At 48.8% G+C, this 23,859-nt stretch carries 17 protein-coding genes and 1 tRNA gene; 3 read left to right on the forward strand and 15 right to left on the reverse strand.

Annotated elements, in window-relative coordinates; translation table 11 throughout:
- Positions 1 to 77 (forward strand) — tRNA-Met (locus tag HGT71_RS08070).
- A gap of 41 nt (positions 78 to 118) precedes the next feature.
- Here the strand turns inward: HGT71_RS08070 and argS are convergent.
- The 3 genes from argS to adiA form a co-directional block, all read right to left on the reverse strand.
- Complete coding sequence (argS, locus tag HGT71_RS08075) at positions 119 to 1,861, reverse strand: arginine--tRNA ligase (RefSeq protein ID WP_214217340.1); 1,743 nt, start codon at positions 1,859 to 1,861, stop codon at positions 119 to 121.
- Positions 1,862 to 1,894: 33 nt separating this feature from the next.
- Positions 1,895 to 2,368: a transcriptional regulator ArgR gene (argR, locus tag HGT71_RS08080; RefSeq protein WP_214217341.1), complete on the reverse strand. Its 474-nt coding sequence runs from the start codon at positions 2,366 to 2,368 to the stop codon at positions 1,895 to 1,897.
- 273 nt (positions 2,369 to 2,641) lie between these two features.
- A complete protein-coding gene (gene adiA, locus HGT71_RS08085; protein ID WP_214217342.1) occupies positions 2,642 to 4,924 on the reverse strand; it encodes an arginine decarboxylase in 2,283 nt (760 codons plus the stop codon).
- Between the two features lie 451 nt (positions 4,925 to 5,375).
- On the opposite strand from adiA, the gene potE reads away from it, so the two are divergent.
- The gene (gene potE, locus HGT71_RS08090; RefSeq protein ID WP_214217343.1) at positions 5,376 to 6,698 is read left to right on the forward strand and encodes a putrescine-ornithine antiporter; all 1,323 of its coding nucleotides are present in this window, start codon (positions 5,376 to 5,378) and stop codon (positions 6,696 to 6,698) included.
- A gap of 42 nt (positions 6,699 to 6,740) precedes the next feature.
- On the opposite strand, the gene HGT71_RS08095 is transcribed toward potE, so the two are convergent.
- Positions 6,741 to 7,961 (reverse strand): N-acetylmuramoyl-L-alanine amidase, encoded by a 1,221-nt coding sequence (locus HGT71_RS08095; protein WP_214217344.1) that lies wholly within the window; start codon positions 7,959 to 7,961, stop codon positions 6,741 to 6,743.
- Between the two features lie 54 nt (positions 7,962 to 8,015).
- Between HGT71_RS08095 and argA the strand changes: the two genes are divergently transcribed.
- The gene (argA, locus tag HGT71_RS08100) at positions 8,016 to 9,404 is read left to right on the forward strand and encodes an amino-acid N-acetyltransferase (RefSeq protein ID WP_214217529.1); all 1,389 of its coding nucleotides are present in this window, start codon (positions 8,016 to 8,018) and stop codon (positions 9,402 to 9,404) included.
- Between the two features lie 16 nt (positions 9,405 to 9,420).
- On the opposite strand, the gene recD is transcribed toward argA, so the two are convergent.
- The 11 genes from recD to lgt all read right to left on the reverse strand — a co-directional run bounded on the left by recD (position 9,421) and on the right by lgt (position 23,741).
- Complete coding sequence (recD, locus tag HGT71_RS08105) at positions 9,421 to 11,256, reverse strand: exodeoxyribonuclease V subunit alpha (RefSeq protein WP_214217345.1); 1,836 nt, start codon at positions 11,254 to 11,256, stop codon at positions 9,421 to 9,423.
- Positions 11,243 to 14,791 (reverse strand): exodeoxyribonuclease V subunit beta, encoded by a 3,549-nt coding sequence (gene recB / locus HGT71_RS08110; protein WP_214217346.1) that lies wholly within the window; start codon positions 14,789 to 14,791, stop codon positions 11,243 to 11,245. Before recB ends, recD begins: the two co-directional genes overlap by 14 nt.
- Positions 14,788 to 18,216: an exodeoxyribonuclease V subunit gamma gene (recC, locus tag HGT71_RS08115; protein ID WP_214217347.1), complete on the reverse strand. Its 3,429-nt coding sequence runs from the start codon at positions 18,214 to 18,216 to the stop codon at positions 14,788 to 14,790. Before recC ends, recB begins: the two co-directional genes overlap by 4 nt.
- A 76-nt stretch (positions 18,217 to 18,292) precedes the next feature.
- A complete protein-coding gene (locus tag HGT71_RS16005) occupies positions 18,293 to 18,550 on the reverse strand; it encodes a hypothetical protein (RefSeq protein ID WP_214217348.1) in 258 nt (85 codons plus the stop codon).
- 7 nt (positions 18,551 to 18,557) lie between these two features.
- Positions 18,558 to 19,016: a DUF2509 family protein gene (locus HGT71_RS16010; RefSeq protein WP_214217349.1), complete on the reverse strand. Its 459-nt coding sequence runs from the start codon at positions 19,014 to 19,016 to the stop codon at positions 18,558 to 18,560.
- Complete coding sequence (locus HGT71_RS08130) at positions 19,017 to 19,568, reverse strand: prepilin peptidase-dependent protein (protein WP_214217350.1); 552 nt, start codon at positions 19,566 to 19,568, stop codon at positions 19,017 to 19,019.
- Positions 19,565 to 20,041 carry a prepilin-type N-terminal cleavage/methylation domain-containing protein gene (locus HGT71_RS08135; protein ID WP_214217351.1) on the reverse strand — a complete coding sequence of 159 codons (477 nt, stop codon included), beginning with the start codon at positions 20,039 to 20,041 and terminating at the stop codon, positions 19,565 to 19,567. Before HGT71_RS08135 ends, HGT71_RS08130 begins: the two co-directional genes overlap by 4 nt.
- 225 nt (positions 20,042 to 20,266) lie before the next feature.
- Positions 20,267 to 21,079 (reverse strand): Brp/Blh family beta-carotene 15,15'-dioxygenase, encoded by an 813-nt coding sequence (locus tag HGT71_RS08140; protein ID WP_214217352.1) that lies wholly within the window; start codon positions 21,077 to 21,079, stop codon positions 20,267 to 20,269.
- Positions 21,076 to 21,786, reverse strand: a complete 711-nt coding sequence (locus HGT71_RS08145) for a bacteriorhodopsin (protein WP_214217353.1) — start codon at positions 21,784 to 21,786, stop codon at positions 21,076 to 21,078. The genes HGT71_RS08140 and HGT71_RS08145 overlap by 4 nt, the downstream gene beginning before the upstream one ends.
- Before the next feature lie 282 nt (positions 21,787 to 22,068).
- Positions 22,069 to 22,863, reverse strand: a complete 795-nt coding sequence (gene thyA, locus HGT71_RS08150; protein WP_048912602.1) for a thymidylate synthase — start codon at positions 22,861 to 22,863, stop codon at positions 22,069 to 22,071.
- Complete coding sequence (gene lgt, locus HGT71_RS08155) at positions 22,860 to 23,741, reverse strand: prolipoprotein diacylglyceryl transferase (protein WP_214217354.1); 882 nt, start codon at positions 23,739 to 23,741, stop codon at positions 22,860 to 22,862. The genes thyA and lgt overlap by 4 nt, the downstream gene beginning before the upstream one ends.
- Positions 23,742 to 23,859 lie beyond the last annotated feature (118 nt).

The following is a 23,859-nucleotide window of genomic DNA, read 5'->3' on the forward strand; positions in this document are numbered from 1 at the left end:
CGCGGGGTGGAGCAGCCTGGTAGCTCGTCGGGCTCATAACCCGAAGGTCGTCGGTTCAAATCCGGCCCCCGCAACCAACATAAGAAAGCTTATCAAATTCAATTTGATAAGCTTTTTTTTACATCCTCTCGGGTACTCGAATGCCCAAGGTCGATAATCCCAGTGCCAAAACATCCCCCGTTAACTGAGTGATATAGAGACGATTTTTTCTTTTCGCCTCGTCCGGTTCAGTTAAGATCGGGGTATTCGCGTAGAAACGCGAGAACAGTGAGGCGAGTTCATAAAGATACTGACACATCATGTTAGGCAGCCCTTCTCTCGCCACCAAGTTAAAGCGCTCTTCGAGCTGTAAAATAGCTAAAGCAATGGCACGCTCTTCGTCAGTGGTCACCGTTAATCCTTGAGGGTCCTGCCAACTCAATCCTTGTAGGCGAGCTTTTTCAAGTAAAGAGCGAATCCGCGCCCCGGCATACTGGATATAAGGCGCAGTATTACCTTCAAAACTCAACATACTGTCCCAATCAAAGATATAGTCAGTCGTTCTATTTTTTGAGAGATCGGCATATTTAACCGCACCAATCCCAATAATAGTCGCGAGCTCATCCAAGTCAGCCCCAGTAATCTGCGGCGATTTCTGCTCGATAATCCGCTTCGCTCGACTTACCGCCTCCGCCAGGAGTTCTGATAATTTTATCGTCCCCCCTTCGCGCGTCTTGAAAGGCTGTCCTTGCTTGTCCAACATCATGCCAAACTTATGGTGCTCCAACGCGACGTCTTCAGGTACGTAACCGGCCTTACGCACGATCGCCCAAGCCATCATTAGATGTTGATGTTGGCGCGCATCGATATAGTACAACACGCGGTCTGCCTTAAGAGTTTCGTAGCGATACTTCGCACAGGCAATATCCGTGGTGGTGTAGAGATAGCCACCATCTTGCTTACGAATCACCACTCCCATCGGTTCACCCTGCTTATTCTTATAAGCATCCAGATAAACCACAACCGACCCCTGCTCCTCCTGTGCAATACGGCGTTGCAATAAATCATCGATAATTTCTGGCAGCATCGTATTATAAGCACTTTCTCCGCGGATATCGTCCGGCGTAAGGGAAACGCCCAAAAGATCGTAGTTCTGCTGGTTCTGGTGCATAGAGATTTCGACTAATCGCTGCCACATGTGGCGGCAATACTCATCACCTTGCTGCAGCTTAACCACGTACTGTCTGGCGCGTTTAGAAAAGTCAGCATCTTGATCGTAACGTTTTTTCGCCTCGCGATAGAATCCTTCGAGATCCGAGAGCGAAAGTTGATCATGACTTTCCGCTTCCTCTAAGTGAGCGATCAACATGCCAAATTGCGTTCCCCAATCACCAATATGATTAACTTTTGTTACCTTGTGCCCAAGAAACGTGAGCGTACGCACACTGGCATCGCCGATAATTGTCGAGCGTAAATGGCCAACATGCATCTCTTTCGCGACATTCGGCGACGAGTAATCGATAACAATATGGGTCGGGGCCTGCAGGGCGACACCCAATCGTGCATCCTTAGCGATTCCCGCTATCGCCTCCGCCAACCAGCTATTATTTAGCCGAATATTAATAAAGCCTGCGCCAGCCACCTCAACGCTTTGTATCATCGCACTGAAAGCGGGATTTTTTTTCATCTGCCCAGCCACTTGCTCCGCTAATTGACGAGGCGGCATCTGTAATATTTTGGCAAGAGGAAGCATGGAGTCGATTTGATAATCAGCCAAATCAGGGCGTAAAGAGACTTTAGCCGTAATGGCGACAACGGGAGTGATTTTTAGGTGCTGTAAAGCCTCTTGGGCATAAGTTGAGAGTAGTGCTGATATATTCATATTTCCCTCTACGCAAGATATTTTAATTACGCATTAATTATCATCAGAATTTAAAATCTGCATGATAGATTGATAGATTTCATTAATTTCTGTATCCATAACGGGGACGGTAAATATAGTGTCATCCCCCGCGACAGTACCGAGTATTCCATCATTCCTTCCACAGGAATCGAGTAATCGGGCAATAAGCGGAGCCGCCCCGGGAACGGTGTGAATTACCACCATCCATTGATTGTACTCAACACTTAACACGGAACTTTTGAGGGTAGTTTTAGCGGTTGGCACGCCTCGTTCAGCGGGTAAGCTATAGACCATTTCCATGCGTGCATTACGCTTGCGGACGGCGCCATAACTGGTGAGCATTCGGGAGATTTTTGATTGATTGATATGCTCAAAACCTTGCTGTGTTAAATGTTCAACAAAATCTGATTGTGAACCGATACATTCATCTTCTAATAACTTCTTAAATACACGATCTAGGTCAAGACATTTATTTTTCTTCAACATAAAACCATTACCTTTTTACAATCGGCACAAATGAATGCCACTCCCTCATTATTAAATACTTAGATTATTAAAAGAAGCCTTTCACACCAATGACATTGACCTTAATCATAAGAAAGGAGATTAAATATCGCCCCTAAATTACCTATTAATTTTTAAAAAAATAATTTTTGATCTTAATTAAAACCCAGACACTTATTAAATAAAAAAGGGTAACAACTTAATTATTGTTACCCTAGAGCAATTAATGTTAATAAATTTAAGATGACTTAGCGATTATTGCTTAACACACATCACATGGTAAACACCGTCTTCTTTTTCAGCACCTTCTGTTTCGTGTTCGAATCCAGGGAAGGCATCATCCCAAGCTTGCAGCGCTTGTAAGTAAGCGATTTGTGGGCTGTGCTGATCACCGAAGTTTTCTCCTGACATCAGCATTGGAATTCCTGGTGGATAAGGAATGACGGAGTTCGCTGCGGTCCGGCCGGCAAGTTCATAGATAGAGACCAGCTCGACATTATCTTTCACCAGTTGCGTGTAAGCATCGCGCGGTAACATATCCATTTGCGGAAGACTTGAATACGCTTTATTCAACTGGTCGCTTGGATTATGTTTTTTCAGGAAGGCAATCATCCGGCGACCCAGTTGTTGCATCGTCATTGTTCCGTACAGAACAGGGTCAGTCTCGACAAGCCCCGGTAACACTTCGCTTAATGGCGCATCCGCGTCGTAATGTTTTTTGAAGGATAATAAGCTGTTCATTAGGGTGACCCATTTCCCTTTGGTTACTCCCATCGAGAATAAGAACATCACTTGGAAATCGGTGGTACGCGTTGGAACAATACCGAGACTTGAAAGGTAAGCGGTCACTAATGCAGCAGGCACACCTTCTTCTTGTAATGATCCGTCATCATTCAATCCCGGCGTTAATAGACTGACTTTAACGGGATCTAACATCACCCAGTTCTCATCCAGGCCCTCAAAACCATGCCAGCGATCCGAAGGATTGAGCATCCAGCAGCTTTGCTCTTTGACTAATAAATCGCGTGGCGCCTCAGCGAAGTCATAGCTTTGCTGAGTACCCGGATCGGTCACCACTTCAGGATTCCAAGGTTTGAAGAACCAGCTATTCTCAGCGTTTGCTTGCTGATGCGCGCGGGCTACCGCTTGACGGAACTCAACTGCCTCCTCAATCACTTCCGTTGTCAGGTTAATGCCCTGATTCCCCTCCATCATCGCGGCAGCCACATCGTTCGAGGCGGCGATAGAGTAAAGAGGCGAAGTGGTCGCATGCATCATATAGGCTTGGCTGAACTGTGCGGGTTTAATCGATCCCCGGCCTTCACGCATATGAATGTAAGAAGCCTGTGATAATGCATTCAATAATTTATGCGTAGAATGGGTAGCGAAAATAGTCGGTTGATCAGCACTGTGCGCCGCTTTGTCCCCACGCATTGCATGGAAGTGCTGATAAATCGGATTAAAGCGCGAGTAACCGAACCACGCTTCGTCATAATGGATGCGATCACAGCTTTCACCCAATAATTGCTGAATAGCGTCACCATTGTAGATAAGCCCATCATAGGTACAGTTGGTTACCACGCTATAGACTGGGCGGCTATTCAGTGCTTTGCTGGCAAAAGGGTTATCCGCAATACGCTGTTCAATGGCTTTATGCGTCATTTGCGCTTTTGGAATGGGCCCGATAATCCCATAAGCGTTACGGGTCGGCGTCATATACACCGGCGCAACACCGGTTAACATTAACCCCTGCTCGATAGATTTATGGCTATTACGGTCACAGATCGCGATATCGTTATCGGTACAGCAGGCCTGCATAATTGTGCGGTTCGCGCCAGAGGTCCCGACCACTAGGGAGTAGGACCGATGCGCCCCGAATACCTCTGCGATATATTTTTCACTCTCTCCAAAGGCACCGGTATGATCAAGCATTGAACCGAGGCAAGCCCGTTCAATCCCCATATCGGTACGGAAGATATTTTCACCGTAGAAGTCGAAGAACTTACGGCCAACAGGCGTCTTACAAAAACCAATCCCCCCTTGGTGGCCCGGTGCCGACCAGGAATACTCTTTCTCTTTAGCGTATTTCATCATGGCAGACATCAGCGGCGGCATAATGATTTTTTCGTAACGAGCCACCGCTGCTTGCAAGCGGCCAACAATAAAGTCAGTAGTATCATCGAGGACCAAAAAGGTCTCAACCACATTACTCATCACTTCGGCAGGAATCGCTTTTCCTTCATCGTGAGTATTGACGAGCAAAAATGCAGGGACCTTTTCATGACGGATTCTTAACTGCTTGAGGAGGTGACAAATGGCCTCTTTTTGCGAAGGAGCCCACTCAATCATAATACAGTCAATTGGCGCCATCGAGCTGACATAGGTCGCCGCTTCTTGGTAGTGGTGAGTAAATTTAACGTGCTCACCTTTACTGCGCAGCAAGTGGCTGATGGTATCAATCGTCTCTTCAAGAGGCGTCAAACTGTTTTGTTGCATTCTCGCCTGGTGTAGGGCGACTAAATAATTTTTGTCACACATATAGACCTCGTTATTATTTTAAATCAATTCACTCCGGTTATTCGATTATCCGTAAATAGGATTACCAATGACTAAAACCGGGAAGATGATAAAAACCTACCCCCAATTTAAAATTAATTCCAGCCCATTTTTCATCGAAAAAATATTTTTAGATACTTATTGAGTAATCGTGACTTTAAATATAAACAAACCTTTAAAGTCGACCATTAAAATCAATATAAAACAATAAGTTAACTCATTTATTAACCAAAAAAACCCTAGTGAATAATTATCTAAAAATAATTTTAGCGCTAGTTAAATTGATATTAATCAATTACAAAACCCGGGATTAAGTCGTAATTTAAAAAGTATGAAAACCCTTTTAATTAATAACGAATGAATATTTATATCCGCTATTAATAATATAAATTCCAACATAAAAGGGTACTATTTCAACATTAGGAGAAAGTTTATGACCACTAAATCAAAAAAAATGGGGGTAATGGACCTAACCGTATTGGTTGCCGTTAATATGATGGGCTCAGGTATTATTATGCTGCCCGCCAGTTTAGCGGAAACCGGGGCGATTTCGGTCTTATCTTGGATGGTCACCGTAGTGGGGGCAATGTGTATCGCTTATACTTTTGCCCGCTGCGGTGCCTTGTGTAAGCGATCGGGCGGGATGTCGGCTTACGCCTCCGAAGCACACGGTAAATCAGCCTTTTTCATCGCGTCTTACACTTACTACATCTGTTTAGTCATCAGTTGTGTGGCGATTGCGGTTTCCGCCACTGGGTACATGGCGCCCTTCGCCCCATGGATTAAAGAAACGCCGGTCCATACCTTTATTACCGTTGTGGCCATTCTAGTGGTCACGATGGTTGCAAACTTCAAAGGTCCGAAGATCACAGGGCGTATCTCTAATATCACGGTGTGGGGAATTATTATTCCGGTCGCTGGCTTATCAATTCTTGGCTGGTTCTGGTTTGACCCAGCTATCTTCAGTTCTGCTTGGAATCCACATGGTTTAACCACCGGTGGCGCGATTTCATCAGGTATTTCCCTGACCTTGTGGGCTTTCTTAGGGGTAGAATCGGCTGGGGCCAACTCTGATGCCGTGGAAAACCCAGAACGTAATGTGCCACTGGCATGTCTATTTGGTACGGGCTTTGCCGCTATTGTCTATATTGCTTCCACCACCGTTATTCAAGGGATTATTCCCAATGCCGAACTTGCGGCAAGTAACGCCCCCTTTGGACTGGTTTTCGCTAAAATGTTTAACCCAACCATCGGTATGGTCGTGACCGGACTGGCTGTTATTGCTTGTATCGGTTCGCTATTAGGCTGGCAGTTTACCAACGCGCAAGTCTCTAAATCTGCCGCCGATGACCACTTATTCCCGGCTATTTTCAGCAAACTCAGTAAGGATGACGCGCCGATAGCGGGTATGCTCATCATGCTCGTCTTGGAACTGTTGCTGGCTTCCATGACTATCTCACCAAACTTACTGAAACAGTTCAATATGTTGCTTAACCTGGCCGTCTTTATCAACATGGTGCCTTACGTACTGTCGATGACTGGCCTACAAGTGATGCTACAGAAGAGCCAAGTCAGCGCATCGGAATACCGTATTGCTTCTATCGTTAGTACTGCCGCCGTGCTTTACAGTATTTACGGTGTTTACTCTTGTGGGGTAGAGGCGGTATTCGGCGGCACTATTATCACAATGATCGGCTACATCTTCTATGGCTTCATCGCCGGACGTGAGAAAGAGCACCAACTGTCCCAACGCTAACCCCTCCTCCCTACCCGCCTCTCCCTACTGGAGGCGGGTTTTTTATGGCTCGTCGTGCTTAGCTTTATAACGCTGAATCCCTGCCAAAATCGCCTCAGCCACCTGTTGTTGATAGCGAGCTGTCCTTAATTTTCGCTCTTCCTCAGGGTGACTAATAAAGGCAGTCTCCACTAAAATTGACGGGATATTTGGGGCTTTCAATACGGCAAACCCTGCCCGTTCTACCCTAGACTTATGCAGCGGATTAATTTTGTGTAATTGCTCAAGCACTGCGCTGCCGAGTATCGCACTGTCGTGCAAGGTTTGGTGTTGAATCAACTCCAATAAGGTACTGTCCAGATAGCTATCCCCGCTACGGCTAACGCCGCCGATTAAATCTGACTGGTTTTGCGAGTTAGCCAGAAAACGGGCGGCTGCAGAGGTTGCGCCCCGTGTTGACAAGGTAAAGACCGAGGCCCCACGCGCCTGCCGGTTAGCCACGGCATCGGCATGTATGGAGACAAAAATCGTTGCCTTATGCTGCTGAGCTTTTGCCACCCTCATTGCTAACGGAACGAAATGGTCATCGCTACGTGTCATAACGGCAGCCATACCGGGCTGTTTATCGATGAGTTTCTTCAAGCGCTGCGCGATGTGTAAGACAACGTTTTTTTCTAAGGTGTTACGTAACCCATGCGCCCCGGGATCTTCCCCACCATGTCCAGGATCGATCATCACGATAAAGGGAGCGGACTGTCCGGAGGGAGTGCCAGGCTTAAATGGACTGTGGATAGAGGGAGTATTGGCCAAAAAAAGGCTGAGTGGATCGTTATCACCCTTCAACTTCGGATAGAGATCGACCACGAGTCGATGCTGAAAGTTAGCCACAGGCTTGAGATTAAAAATATCCGCCCTGACCGGTTGTTTAAGATCAACCACTATCCGTAAGGTTTTAGTATCGAATTTAGCGACACGGATCTTACTAATAAAAGGATCTGTCGCCCTGACTTGCTGGCTTAATTTATGCAGTAAGGGACTGAGACCGAAGTCATCGATATCAATCACCAAGCGACGTGGTGACGCCAACATAAAATAGCGATAGTGAGGGAGCGTCGACGACTCAAAGGTGAGACGGGTATAGAGCGTGGAGGGCCATACCCGGGTTGCCGTGAACTGCATTGCTTCTGCCCCTCGCGCCGGGGGGGTTAAGCTGATGAGACTAGCAAGCACAGCAAGGCTTGGTAACCAGTATGGATACCCTGCCGATCCTTTTTGAAACAACATATCCTTTTCCCTAAAGATAAGTTTGTAATTTATCACAATCACAACTTGCAATTTATGCCCATTAAGCATAAAAATACACTTATAACGAATAAAAATTCACTTGGAGTTCCTGTGACAGAACGTAGCACCGAACTGGTTAGAGGTTTTCGGCATACCGCCCCCTACATCAATACCCATCGTAACAAGACTTTTGTCATCATGCTCGGTGGCGAAGCAATCTGCCACGAAAACTTCCTCAGTATTGTGAGCGATATTGGTCTTCTACACAGTTTAGGTATTCGTCTTGTCGTCGTTTACGGTGCACGCCCGCAAATTGATGCGAATCTACTCGAGCATAATATTGAGCCGACTTACCATAAATATACTCGGGTTACCGATGCGCAATCCTTGGAGTTAGTCAAACAAGCGGCAGGTAGATTGCAATTAGATATCACTGCCCGCCTTTCCATGAGCTTGGGCAATACTCCCCTGCAAAACGCCCATATCAATGTGGTGAGCGGTAACTTTATTATCGCTCAGCCTCTGGGTGTCGATGATGGCGTCGATTACTGCCACTCTGGTCGTATTCGTCGTATCGATTATCAAGCGATCAATCAGCAATTGGATACCGGCGCGATCGTTTTGATCGGTCCAGTCGCCGTCTCGGTAACCGGCGAAAGTTTCAATCTGACTTCTGAAGAGATCGCGACCCAAGTCGCCATCAAGCTTAATGCTGCGAAAATGATTGGCTTTTGCTCAGAGCAAGGTGTTCCTGATGAAGAAGGGAAAATTATCTCGGAGATGTTCCCGGACCAAGCCCAACAACGGATTGAACAATACGAATCTGCTGGCGATTATCTGTCTGGTACCGTGCGTTTCTTACGCGGTGCGATGCAAGCTTGCAAAAGTGGCGTGCCGGGTAGCCATCTGATTAGCTACCTAGAAGACGGTGCGTTACTGCAAGAGCTTTTTTCCCGTGAAGGGATAGGTACACAAGTGGTGATGGCCTCTGCCGAGCAAGTCCGTAAGGCGACGATTGACGATATTGGCGGCATTTTGGACCTTATCCGTCCCCTTGAACAACAAGGTATTTTGGTTAGACGGTCCCGTGAACAACTCGAGATGGAGATCGATAAGTTTACGGTTGTCGTACGCGATCAATTAACGATTGCCTGTGCTGCCCTCTATCCCTTCGAGGATGAGAAAATTGGCGAGATGGCCTGCGTAGCAGTACACCCCGATTACCGCAGCTCTTCTCGGGGCGATGTGTTACTTCAACAAGTGAGCCAGCAAGCGAGGCAGTCTGGTTTAGAAAAACTTTTCGTGCTGACGACACGCAGTATTCACTGGTTCCAAGAACGCGGCTTCCAGCCGGTCGATATCGAATTCCTGCCAGAAAGTAAGCAGAAACTTTATAATTATCAGCGTCGTTCTAAAATCTTAATGCTTAACCTTAATCAGTAAAATACCGACCGCCGCCTTAGCGTAGGGCGGCGGTAAGTCCACTGCGGCGTGAAGTCTGATTTAGGATGGCGCGATTAACAATTGCCGACTCGCCATACAGCGTTAACTGCGATTTCGCTCGAGTAATGGCGGTATAAATCAGTTCACGTGAGAGAACAGGACTAAACTGTCGTGGTAACACCAGTGCAGTATGGGTAAATTCAGATCCTTGTGATTTATGCACGGTCATCACCCAAGCCGTTTCATGGGCCGGTAGCCGCGAAGGCTGTACCGCACGGAGTTCACCGTCCGGCAGTTGAAAGTACACTTTTAGCTGCTGGTCGCTGTCCAATAAGGTAATTCCTACATCACCATTAAATAATCCGAGTCCACTGTCGTTACGAGTGATCATTATTGGTCGCCCGACATAATCTTGTTGCGTAGAGACAGAGAGCAGTCCCCGTTGACGTAAGGCGGTCTCGATACTCTGGTTTAGCCCTTTGACCCCGAAAGCGCCTTCGCGAAGGGCACAAAGCAGCTGGTAATGTGAAAATTGTGCAACAATTTGACGCGGTGTATCCCCCCGCGCAATCGAGGCTAAAAACGGCTGGTACCCTTCACAGACTTCGCGCAGTAAGGTTCGCCAGTCCGCCTCATCCGCCAATCCACGCCAATGGATATCAGCAAGATCTGCATTTAACAGCGCTTGTGTCTGTAAGGTCTCACCTAGATTGACCGCCCTCGCAAGCTGACCAATTCCAGATTTCGCATCGAATCGATAGCTATGTTTCAGTAAGCAGATATTATCCCGCAATTGAGGGGCTTGCGGCGACTCAGCACCTTCAACGATACAACCGGTAAGGCGTGATAACTGCGCGGCTCGTGCCATACTGAAACCATACTCCGCACAGCGGCAGATATCCCCGAGAACCGCCCCCGCCTCAACGGAAGCAAGTTGGTCGCGGTCACCCAAGAAAATAACCCGTGCCTGTTCAGGGAGTGCGGCAATCAAGTTCGCCATCATGGTCAAATCGACCATCGAGGCTTCATCGACGATTAAAATATCCAGATGGAGCGGGTTGTGCGCATGATAACGCAGCTGCCGTGTTGTCGCTTGCGCCCCCAATAAACGGTGAAGGGTGGTTGCTTCCCGAGGAAAACGTTGGCGAACCGTTTCATCAACCTCTAAGGCAAGCAATGCCTTGCCTAATGATTCGGTTAATCGCGCCGCCGCTTTCCCTGTCGGTGCCGCCATTTGGATCCGTAACTTAAACGGGCTTAACTGGATCATCGCCGCCAACAATTTGGCTACCGTGGTCGTTTTGCCAGTCCCCGGTCCGCCTGAAATGATCGCGTGACGCGCCGTCAAGGCCACCGCAGCAGCCACTTTTTGATCATCACGCGCTGACGACCCGAATAAGTGGTCGAGGATCTGTCGCGCCTGGTTTTCATCCTTTAACTGCTGTTCCGGTAATGCGTTAAAGAACGTCGCGACCTGTTGCTCTTGGTGCCACGCACGCTGAAGGTAAAGCTGCTGATCGACTAAACACAATGGCCCTATCTGCGTCGCCGAGGAGAGCGCGGACCATGCGGCAAGCTGGCTCTGCCACCCCTGCGCGTCCTCAGGTGCTTGGCATAATTGCCAGAGTTGTTGAGCGGCTATCCGCTGCGCCCCTGTCCATAAGGCGTCCGGGGTTAATGCAGCCAAGGGTAGACAGACATGCCCCTCACCGGCACTGGCGCTAACGCAAGCCGCCGCCAGAAAATAGTCGGGCCGATCGCCCTCACACAGGAGTCTAGCAAATTGCAGATCAACAGAACGAAACAATTGTGTGGCGTGAGCGTAGGCAATCACCTCATCAATAGGATGCATTGATCTCTTCCTTTTGGCTGAATAAATGGTCCAACTGTTCGATCAACGCAGCAGGAGGGCGTGTGTAATAGATACCATTTCCAGGAAGATCATCAGCCATTCCCCGTAAAAAGAGGTAATAGACCCCGCCGAAATGTTGTTCATAATCGTAATGAGGTAGACGATGGCGTAAATAGCGGTGTAACGCCAAAGTATATAATTGATATTGAAAATCATAACGATGCTCAACCATCGCCCCTTCCATAGCCTGTTGGGTATAGGCCTGACTGTCAGCGCCTAGCCAATTCGATTTGTAATCGGCAATGTAATATTTCCCCTGCCAACGAAACACAAGATCGATAAAGCCCTTCAACATTCCTTGAACTTCAGAAAAAATCAGGTTCGCCGCCTGTGCTGACAAAGGATCAAAACGCTTAATACAAGCATCCAGGCGAGCGGCATTCAGTGGCTGTTCGACCGGGATCCAGAACTCCATTTCGATCAAACGATCGCTGCGGCCAATCGTCGACAGCGATGTTTCGGCGCCGGGGAGTTGTTGCGCTAAAACACGCTCGATCCAACCCTGTACCACTGGCGCCCACGCCTCTTCATAGCCCCAAGCGACTAACTGTTCTGTTACCCACTGTGCGTCTGGAGATGCGGTAAAATCCAGATTTTCGAAAAGGTGGTGTAAAAAAGTACCGGGTGCAGCGCCTTTCGGAAATTGGTGTACCGTCGACAGCGGTGAAAGCTCGTCACTCCTCTCAGCAATCACTTCGACATCAAACCCTGGCACATACAACTGCCGACTGCTGGCATGATGCGTTAAGGCGGAGTAACTGGTGACACGCCAATTATCCTGGAGTGATCGCTGTAAGACCTTCGCCGTGACCTCTGTCGAGTCTGTAGCCTCGGTTTGATAGTGGATAGAAGGCGAGTCGCTTGCGAGCACGACTTCACACTCAGCGTCCGCCATCGTTGCCAACGCCTCCGCCAACTGTTCTGCGGTTGCGGCATCACCTTGTTGTACCAAATAACCTATAGCACTGTGCTCCAGCTCTGTAGGCCCTTGATATTTACGTTTACGATAGAATAACGGCGCAATACCAATACTGCAGTGCCAAATCGCACGCGTTAAGGCGACGTAGAGCAAGCGTAAATCCTCTGCCAGCCGTTCTTCTTCCGCGAGCGTTAGGCTCTCTTCATCCCCCTGCAAATCGAGTATCGCCGAGAAATGTTCGCGGTCGTGGTAAAGCGGTTGCTTGGTTTCTCGATAGCTCGCAATGAAAGGCAACCAAACAAGCGGATACTCTAAGCCTTTAGATTTATGGATTGTGACGATTTGCACGAGATCGCGATCGCTCTCTAAACGTAATTGCTGGCTACGGGCATTATCATCCGGTTGATCGACTTGCTGAGCGAAGAAACGTAGTAAGCCATGGGGGGTATCATGTTCCGAAGAGGCCGTTTGCAACAGTTCACTGACGTGCATCAAATCCGTCAGACGCCGTTCGCCGCGCGTGCTCGATAACACATTTTCCGCTAGACCGTAATCATGCAATATTTGCCGAAACATCGGTAAGAAACCGAATTTACGCCATTGCTGCTGCCATTCAGTAAACTGATCGGTCAGCGCATCCCATTGGCCACTATCATGGTTCAGCGCTTCGATTTGAGCCGCTGAATAACCGAGTAGCTGAGTGGCTAACGCAGTACGTAAGAGTGACTCTTGCTGAGGATGTAAAATCGCGTCTAAAACCCAGAGCAACTCTTGCGCCTCGACCGTCTGGTAGACGCTATCGCGACTTGAGAGATATACCGAGGCAATACCCAGCTGTTGCAACGCATCGCGGATCAGACTGGCTTCACGACGACTCCGTACCAGCACCGTAATATCCGCGGCACTGACGCTGCGGCATGTCTCCCCTCTGACTAACCAAGCCTGTTGCTGTTGCCCGGCCGTCAGCCATTGTGCGATATCATTAGCGCAATACTGCGCCATCGTCTGCTGATAGTCCGAGACATTGCACCCCTCGCCCTCCTTTAGCCACCAGCGCATCGCCGGTTGCTGTTTACCCTCTCGCCACACACTGAGGGACTGATTGTTCGGGGCAGAAGCGACCGGTAAAAAAGGAATATCGGCAAAAAGGAAAGGATGTTCGACCCGTTGAAAGAGTCGATTAACGGTTTCAACCATTCCGGGGGAAGATCGCCAGTTAGTATGCAGCGAATAGTGATCCGTGACCTCATCCCGGGCTTTAATATAGGTAAAAATATCTGCGCCACGGAACGCATAGATCGCCTGCTTAGGATCACCAATCAGCAGCAAAGCCGTGTCGGAGGGTTGCGCATAAATACGGCTAAAAATCCGGTATTGAGTCGGATCGGTATCTTGGAATTCATCCACCATGGCGACCGGATAACGCTGCCGGATCGCCTCAGCAAGGGTTTCACCCTGTGGCGTTTGCAGACCCCGATCAAGCTTGGTTAAAAGATCGTCAAAACTGAGCAGCGCATAGCGCTCCTTCTCTTGCTGTAGGTTTGCGCGGATATCGTGTAGCGCTAAAGTTACCAGCGGCTCATAGAGCGAAATGGGTGTCGCAAGAAAATGGTCTATTGCCTCGAAAATCGGCTGTTGAGGCGCTTGCCCTTTTTTAGTTTTGGCGACTAACTGTGCTTGGCCAAATTTTTCCAGCTCTTTTTGCGGAAGCTGATAACCGGTATCGTCACTTTCTGCCCAGAGTGTTATGGCATTGATCCAGTTAGGCACATGTAACGAAGAATAACTGCGTTTATCGACATCAGAGTGCATTACCCACTGATAGACCTCGGCAGAGACCTCACGCCATTGCTGTTTCATCGCTAGGATACGACGGCAGTTCTCATGATGACAGGCAGTTAACTCTTGTGTGGGCAGTGGGCGTTTCAGTTGCGGGACATCGCCCTGCAACCATGCTTTAACCGAGTGAAGAAGATGCTCAGGGCCACTAAACAGCGCCATAACCTCTTGTGCTATTGCCTCCTCTAACGGATAGCAATAGCGCCGCCAAAAATCCTCTGTCGCTTGCCGTAACAGTTGTTGTTCATCTTCCAAAAGCTGTTGTTGGAACAACATCCCCGACTCGAAGGCATTAAGATTAAGCATCCGCTGACAAAAACCATGAATCGTATAAATAGCCGATTCATCCATCTGCCTTTCGGCTAATAACAGAATCATTGCGGCTTGCGCTTTATCGTCGATTTCTGCCAACAGTTGGCCCATTACCGGATGGTCGGAATGACCCCGAATACAGGCAATACGTAACTGATGGATATTGTCACGTATACGTCCCCGAAGCTCTTCAGTGGCTGCTTCGGTAAAGGTCACCACTAAAATTTCTTCCACCGATAATAATCGCGACCAGGCGTTATCTTTGCCTAATCCTAATAGCAGCCGTAAATAAAGGATGGCCAAGGTAAAGGTTTTGCCTGTTCCCGCGGAGGCTTCAATCAATCGTTGCCCCTGGAGTGGGAGCGTAAAGGGATCCAGAATCCTCGATGATGAGGGGTGACTCATGCTACTTCCTCCGAAGTCTCTGGGCTATGGGCCTGTAAAACCGGTAAATACCAACACTCAGCTTGCTGACAAATAGCCGTCACCTGTTCGGCGGTTAATTGGGGCGCTAAACGTTGTAGGTAGGGATCGCTGCCCTCTCCGTCCATCAAATAGCCTTCATGCCATGCGCTGTGCAGTCGTACCAAGGCGCGGCTTTGCGTACTTTCCTGCCAATCAATAACCGGAGGTTGGCTATTTTTAAGCAATCCAGCTTGTAACCATCCGCCGCCACTCTCTTTTAATAACCAGAGCGGCTCGGCCATGCCTTGGTAATAGCCCTGCATCATTCTTTCCAGTTCTGCCTTCGCCTGATCGATAGGCAGCGGTAAAAAACGCCAGCTGGTCTCGTCCCTACCATATAATCGGCTGATCCCCTGCCCGCCCATCGCACAATAGAACAGATGTTCAATCCATAACAGTAATCCATCGGTTAGATTGAGTTTACCGGGACGCCAGCGCAGTAAGCCATCGGCCTGGACCTGTGGCAACCATCCGACCACTCGGGTTTCCAGTAGCATCAGATCCACTTCAAGGCTATGGGTGGCATGGCGTTGGGCCACCACCGTATCGGCAATTTTCTCCATCTCCGCGCATTGGCGCTGCCAGATAAGTCGGCCATAAGCCCCATAAGGCAATTGTCCTGATAAACGATAATGGCGATAAAGCTTCTCGGTGGGCTGTTGTTCGATCAAGGTATTGAGTAATCGCTGATTAAGCTGATACCGAGTGAGATTATCGTGAATAAAGGGTTCGCTCTCCGGCAGGCCCACCTCCTCACGCTGGAAATAGACGCCTAAGCGCCGCGTAAACCAGGCGCGAATCGGATGCCGCCAAAAACTGGCGAAGGCGTTCAGGGTAAGCTCTTCCGGTACACTAGGTGCGAGCGGCTGTGAGAACTGCGGCTGTGGCGTCCCTTCACGGTTCGCCGCTGCGGTCCATTGCTGGGCAAAGGAGTGCCAGGGATTCTGTTCACTGAAATTTTCACTCGAAAATGGGGTGCGGGCTTGGGCCAAAACCAGATGTTGCTGGACACGCCGCGCGCTCTCATCAACATCACACTGCGCATCACCCTCGAGGTAAAAACTCTGTCCGATATATTCCAACAATTCCGTGACCAAGACCGACGCAAGGCGAGGCTGATTGTCTTGTATCGATCGCCCGACATAGCTGACATAAAAATAGTGCTGTGCCGAGGTAAGGGCTTCTAGGAACAGATAGCGGTCATCATCACGGCGGTTTCTATCCCCTTTTCGCGGTTGCTTGGGCATAAGATCAAACCCCGAAGGCAGTAAAGTGCGCGGGTAGACCCCATCATTCATTCCCAACAGGCAGACCACTTTAAAAGGAATGGAACGCATCGGCATTAACGTACAGAAGTTCACCTGCCCCGCTAAGAATCGCTGGCTAATACGCTGTTGTTCCAGCCTACCCCGTAATTCATCACGTAAAAGCGTCATCGGGATAGGTTGCGTGTACTGTGCCGTAATTCCTTCTTGGATCACCTTACGCCACTGTTCGTGAATCACTTCCAAGGCCGCTTGACTCTCTGCATCGCCAATAAAAAAACGTTCAGTTAATTGACGACAATAGGGTAACCACTCTTCCAGCGTATAAGATTGGGTAAGCCGTTCACGCCATTCACTCAGCGCCGCGAGGAACTCGGCTAATTGACCGGCCAACTCCCCCATTAAGCCTGCACTTTCATCGAACGGTAATATACCTTGCCAATCGCCCAGCGTGCTGTCCATAGCGACCCCGAGTAACATACGCTGGATCCCGAACTGCCAAGTATGTTGACCGGTGACCGGAAGTGCCAGGTTGGCGACGCTTTCGTCATCTAAGCCCCAACGAATGCCCGATTCTTCAACCCAATGACGCAGGCGCTGAAGCTGTTCTTCCGTGATCGCAAAGCGTTCTGCCAGCGCAGGCACTTCAAGAAGCGCCAACACTTGTTCTGAGGTAAAGCGACTATCGGGTAGCATCAGTAACTGAATAAATGCTTGAACCACAGGATGTGCGTGACTGGCACTGCGGTCCGAGATAGAAAAAGGCAAATAAGCGTCATTATTCGCTCTTGAGAAAGCCGCTTGAATATAGGGGGTATAACTATCGATATCGGCAACCATTACGATGATATCGCGTGGACTGAGCTGAGGGTCCTGATCGAGCAGCGTAAGGAGATAGTCCCGCAGTACCTCGACTTCACGCTGCGCATTATGACAACTGCTAACGGTGATTGAGCGATCATCATGCGCTAAGGGGCGTTTAGTCGTACTGGTCATAAACTGTTCAGCATTCAGCCCAACCACCGAATGATCTTCCAGCAGTAGAATATCTTGCTGCAACTGCGAGAGCAGATGGGTCGGCTCGCTCTCGACAAAGGCATGGATCTCATCATTCACACTTTCCATCTGCGCAAGCAGATAGAGATTATCACGTCCTTGCCGTCCCCATGAGGCCAGCAAAGGATTGGGAAGCGCCTGTTCGCCCGCCTCGCTGAAAAGCTGTGGCGCCATATCGGGTGCCTTAAATAAAGGCCGCTGCTCCCCTGTTTCCTGCCACTGCTGCTGTTTCAGTGCATAGACCTTACGTCGCCGAGTCAGGAGTCGAGCAAGAAATGCTCGGTCTTGAATATCCCCCCAATAGTGTTGGCAGGGATTGGTAAAAAGCAGGTGGATTTCACAGTGTCGGCCCAAGGCTTCCAGCGCCTGCAGATAGATAGGCGGTAAGGAGGAGATCCCGCAAATAAATACGCGTTTAGGTAGCAGCGCATCAAGCGTATCGTCCGCTAGACGCTGAATAAATCGTTGATAGAGATTAGCACGATGCCATTCAGGTTGGCCGATCTGCGCCGTATAATTAACTAAGGCTTGCCAAAGTGGCGCTTGCCATTCTTGGGCGCTGCCTAATTCGGCGACACGCTCCCCTTGCTGCCATAACGCCAACCAATCGGGACGATAAACGAGATAGTGGTCAAAGAGGTCGGCAACTTGGGCACAGAGTTGGTAGAGCTTGCGCGGATCACCCTCCTCGGCAAGGTAATCACTCAATACCTGAAAGGCTGGCTCCTCGCGTAGGGAAGGCAACAGGTGCATCAGTTTCCAGCTCATCGCGCTTTTGGTGAAAGCACTTTCAGCCGGAATATTGGGTAATACCGCGACAAACATCTGCCAAATAAAGGTCGCTGGCAACGGGAAGCTGATGTTCGCAGCAATACGCGATTGGAAGCCAGAGGCTAATTCCATCTGTAGCCATTGCGCCATGCCGGGGCTTTGTACTAGCACCACTTCCTGTTCTAGAGGATCAGGCAGTGGGTCATTCTCCATTATCGAGGTGACCAGATCTTTTAATAAATCAAGACGATTTGAATGCCAAACACGAAACATAGTGACCTCTTCTCCCACATCCTAGGGCAGCAGTATACCTTGCCTCGCCCTTAATCACGACCTGCTGATACAATTCCTACGGACAGCGTAAACGCTGCAGAGACTGTGGCGAAAGATCCGCGGCTTGCCAAGTCACTCGCTGCCAATAGCACCCGTTCATTGCCGCAATCCGTTGTTCTTCAATGGGTTGGCTAGGCTTCTCACTGCCCTCAAGCTTCTGAGCTAATTGCTGCCACACTTCGCGACGTTGCCAAAGCGTCTGTTCACTACGCTGTAAACTGCCCATATAGTGCAACATCAGTAAGCTACTGATCGACAAGAGTGTTAAGGCCATCAGCACTTCAACGAGGCTTATCCCTTGGCAATAGTGCGCCGCACTGCTCGGCGGATAAGGGGCAGTCGTCGGTCCAACCGCGGGGGTGTCGCTGTAAGCGCAAGGGCGGTCCCTCATTGACAATAACCCTCTGCCAAAGTAACCACTCACTTTTTTCGGAAACCCCTCGTAACCAACCTTCATTTTTCGACGCTCGCCAAAAACAGACAGAAAAAGCGTTTGAGGGCGATAAAGCACATTGCCATGCTGGTGCCGTCGACCACGAGTATGTGCGACCCCAAGCCAGCGCTGACTGAGCTTGATAGAACGCTTGATAATAAGATTTCTCATCATTGACCTGCTGTGCCCCATAACGAAGTGAATCACTCGTTAAACGTAAAACGCCACTGGCTAATGCCATCGTTAATAAAACCGTTAACAAGGTGACGTTGCCTTGGGGTGCGGAAGAACGTAATAGGCGCTTCATCTAATCATTCTCCCGATTAACTCGATGTTGACGGCTAAGTGTGTACTTACCTGCTTTCAGGGTCAGTTGAATATCAACCTGCTGAGCGAGTGCCTTGACACGAAAATCGATCACCTGTCCTTGGGCGGGTTGAGTCAAACGCGACCACTGGCCAGTGCGACAATCAGCCACCCCTCGCGCGTACTCTATCGCCAGCCCGCGATGTCGATAGCCAAAATAGTCGCTATGTAAATGGCCGGGTCCTTCCCACTGACCGTTGGCATTATCGTCCCAGCGTAAAAGTAAACACTTACCTTCGTCCTTTATCTCCATACTGACCCCGCCACAGTGATCACCTTGACAAAATCCCGCACGGCGAACGGCTTTCTCGACTAACAGCAGAAGGCGCTGTATTTCTTCTCGTACCCAGTAACGCTGCTCCATCGCTGCCGACTGTTGCCATAAAAGGGGTAACAGACGTTCAGCGCTGAGTAACAGTATCGCGCCAAGCGTTAGCGCGATCAGTACCTCAATCAGGCTAAAGCCTGCTTGATGAGAGGTTATCAACTTCATTGGCACCCCTTATCCTGCCCCTCGCAGTAACGAACTCGGCCATGAGCAGATATAATGACCCGCCAGCGCGTCACCTCATTTCCGACCTCAAAGCTCCCCGGCCAGGCGGTGCCATGCTTTCCAAAAAAACGAGGCTCACCGATCACTGCCAACAGCTTGACTTGAGGCGTACTGGGTTTCCATGTCCACTGCTCGACCTTCCCTGCCCGAGGCTCGCTGACCGCTCTCACTAAGGATTCTTCATTATCCAACCACGGGATAAACGAAATTGTCCTGTGATAGTGATAAGCCTGCTGACGCAGCCGATTTAAAAAGTGGGTTAAATCACTCGCGGTGGCCTTAACCTGTTGACGGTATTGCCACTGCGTAAGTGACTGGCTCGCCAAACCGGTCAATATCGCAGTGATGGCTAGCACAATCAGCACCTCTACTAGGGTGAAGCCAGCGCGTGAAGAATAAGAAAATGATCGCATGGGGAGAGCTTACGCCGGCTGCGGCAATCGAACAGATCACACCTGATAATTTTGCGAGCAGGATTAAATGATTTATTTATCGGTTAGTATTATTTTAAATTTAATGAGTAGCCAATCAGAAAAAATAAATTATTCTCCTGCGAAGATTTAACCCTTACGGTTAAATAACAGAACGAAAAGCACTCTCGTGGAAAATAGAGAATAAAATACGTCAGAGACTGACTGTTAATTTTTACTCGATTCGAAAAAAGGTGTAATAATCAGATGGGGTAATGATAGCGCGGTAAGTAAGGTGAAAAGTATCCGCACATTATTTTTCGCCTCAGGTAAAATAAATATTATCGCTACTAACGAAAAGAGCAATGCGCCAGATAAAATAGGCCAGGTTAATCGCAGATAATCATAATTATTGTTACAGCCCAAAAGATGACGCCGCACACACGTTTGGGGAAAGGCATGGAGGATTAAAAACCCTAGCGAAAACCCGATTAACGGCGGAAAAAAGAGCAGTGATAACACGCCCGCGAGGATTCGATAATCTCTTTGCAAAGAGCCGGTAATGAATAATTGGGCTGCGCAGAGTATCCCTACCCCCTGCATAATTGTCATAACCAGCGCGAGGGAGTGCGTGGGGAATCCCGCATCGCTGAGTAAAACGGCGGTCTCACGGAGGTAGAACACCGCTGGCAGCGTGATCAACCCTATCCCTATGGCTAATCGCCTAGGCCAACCGCTTGCCTGTGGCTCCTCAATCGCAAAATGCATTGCGGAGGCGAGTAAAAAAATGGGTAAGGCGCTGGCGGGATGGGTCTGCCAAACTAGCAGACAGAGTGCCATAAGGGCTAAATAGCCACTGAGGAATAGCCTTTTTTTTCCGCGACGAATAACCGCTAAGTCGCTCGCGCCATGCGCCATCCCTAACAGGCCAATGGCCACCGAGGCAAAAAGTAGCTGGTAAACCATCGGACAAAACGAGGCAGCTAACGCTGCCCCGTAGAGTACACTCCAACCACTTTTTTGCCTTGGATCGTTGGTCATACCGCGGTGCTGTCAATCGTCGTGGTCTGGAAGGATTTCGATAGCACTTTTGCGGCGTAAAACGCGTAGAAGACTTTTGCTATCACATCCAATACTAGGAAGCTCCAGACCGAGGCAGCATCACTAATAATGTGTAATCCTTCAGGCCCGATAACAAAGACCACTGGGTAGAGCAACCAGACGAGCGTTAGCAAGGTGATATTTTTATAGTATCCGCCTGCAGTGGTGAGTTCGCGGGTCGCGGCAATTCTACGTAAAGGTCTCCACAGTAAAAATAGGACTCCTAAGAAGGCGATACAGGACCATAAATACCAGATGGCTTTCACCATAACGGTGTCGGCAAGCGAAGATAATAAGCCGGTGATAACCATAATAATATCTAACCCAATAATCGCCGTTAAATATCCATTCATTTGGCTAGAAGGGCCATATTCATGAAAGGCGATCATGACTAATCCAGCCAATAAAATAGGCGTAGTGACCGACCAATCGAGATATCTTGCGAAATAAATAGTTGTTCCATTATCAGAAAGGTAATTGCCGACGCCTAATGCCATGGCTAAATAAGCAGTTGCGGCGATAAACGTAACCAGAGCATGCATCATAACGTGATTTTTAATTGGGGATTTTTTTCTTCCTGAAAAATAAATTAATAATGTCGACAGCGACATTAGGGTAAAACCTGTAATAAGTGGAACCTGGTCCATTAAAACCCCTCCAAACAGAGTAATAATAAATAATGAAACTATAATTGATCAGCTCGGTCATGACTTAACGATAAGTATATGGGGGGATCCGTTTTCTGCAAATATTGCCCCTGTTTTACCCTAAAATAAATACTGCGTCGACGCCTTGATTTACTGGCGATTGTGAATTAAGAATTGGCTACTAAATAGTGGTTAGCGCCTGAGAAATAAAAAAACCGCAACCTGAAGCAGGTTACGGTTTTAGCCTTTATCACTCACTCGCGGACAATGCGGCTGAGCGACTTAAATCGCGACGGGCGCTTTGATCGCAGGGTGCGGATCGTAGCCTTCTATCTCGAAATCGTCAAAACAGTAATCGAAAATAGAGTCCGGCTTACGTTTAATGACCAACTTAGGCAGTGCACGAGGCTCACGACTTAATTGTAAGTGTGCTTGCTCTAAGTGATTGGAGTAGAGGTGCGTATCGCCCCCTGTCCAAACAAAATCGCCGACTTCGAGATCACACTGCTGAGCGACCATATGGACCAGTAACGCATAGCTGGCGATATTAAAGGGTAAGCCTAAAAAGACATCGCAAGAGCGCTGGTAGAGCTGGCAACTGAGTTTGCCATTCACGACGTAGAATTGGAAAAAGGCATGGCAAGGTGCCAGCGCCATTTTATCTAACTCTCCAACATTCCATGCCGATACGATGATGCGGCGCGAATCAGGGTCCTGTTTAATCTGACGGATCACTTCGCTAATTTGGTCGATATGGCGGCCATCGGCAGCTGGCCAACTACGCCATTGTTGACCATAAACCGGACCTAAGTTGCCCTGCTCATCTGCCCACTCATCCCAAATCGTTACCTTGTTCTCTTTTAGGTAAGCGATATTGGTGTCTCCCTTTAAAAACCACAGCAGCTCGTGAATAATCGAGCGCAGATGGCATTTTTTCGTGGTGACTAAGGGGAAGCCCTGTTGCAGATCGAAGCGCATTTGGTGACCGAAAATGGATAAGGTGCCGGTACCGGTCCGGTCGTCTTTCACCGCGCCTTCAGAGAGGACTTTCTGCATCAGTTGCAAATATTGATTCATTTTACTTCACTCGTTACAGTCTTTGACTGGCGTTGGTACGCCCAAATCATCATTATCACTCCAGCGACAATCATTGGGATAGACAAGATCTGCCCCATGCTGATCACCCCACCAAATAACCCGAGCTGAGCATCAGGCTGGCGGAAAAACTCGACGATAATACGGAAAGCGCCATAGCCTATCAGAAATAAGCCCGAAACACTGCCCATTGGACGCGGTTTACGAATAAACAGATTCAGAATGATAAACAGCACCACACCTTCTAACGCTAATTCGTATAGCTGTGAAGGGTGACGTGGCAGTACGCCATAGGTCTCTAGTAGGGATTGCCACTGAGGATGGCTTGGGATTAAGGCCAGATCTTCATCGCGCGAGCCGGGAAATAGCATCGCCCACGATGAGTTCGGGTCAACACGTCCCCATAACTCGCCATTAATAAAGTTACCTAAGCGGCCTGCGCCTAAGCCAAAAGGAATTAAGGGGGCAATAAAATCAGAAACTTGGAAGAAAGCCCGTTTGGTTCTGCGGGCAAAGACTAACATCACCACAATAACACCAATCAACCCGCCGTGGAACGACATGCCTCCGTCCCACACCTTGAACAGGTAGAGCGGATTTTCGAGGAATAGCGGTAAGTTATAGAATAAGACGTAACCGATACGGCCACCTAAAAATACCCCTAAGAAACCGGCGTAAAGGAGATTTTCAACTTCCGTTTTAGTCCAGCCACTGCCGGGCTTATTCGCACGCCGAGTGGCCAACCACATGGCAAAAATAAAGCCGACTAAGTACATCAACCCATACCAGTGAAGGGAGATTGGACCGATAGAAAAAATTACCGGGTCAAATTGTGGAAACTTAAGATAGCTCGCAGTCATCTTGCACCATTGGTTGTTAAATCAATCACTCGCGCCTCATTCTTGAGGGGGTGAACAAATAGGTTGGGCGAAATCATAGCATAAGCCCGCAAAATTGCGGGCCAGAAATGTAGCGGAG

The sequence above is a fragment of the Rosenbergiella epipactidis genome, assembly GCF_018494055.1.
Taxonomy (GTDB): Bacteria; Pseudomonadota; Gammaproteobacteria; order Enterobacterales; family Enterobacteriaceae; genus Rosenbergiella; species Rosenbergiella epipactidis.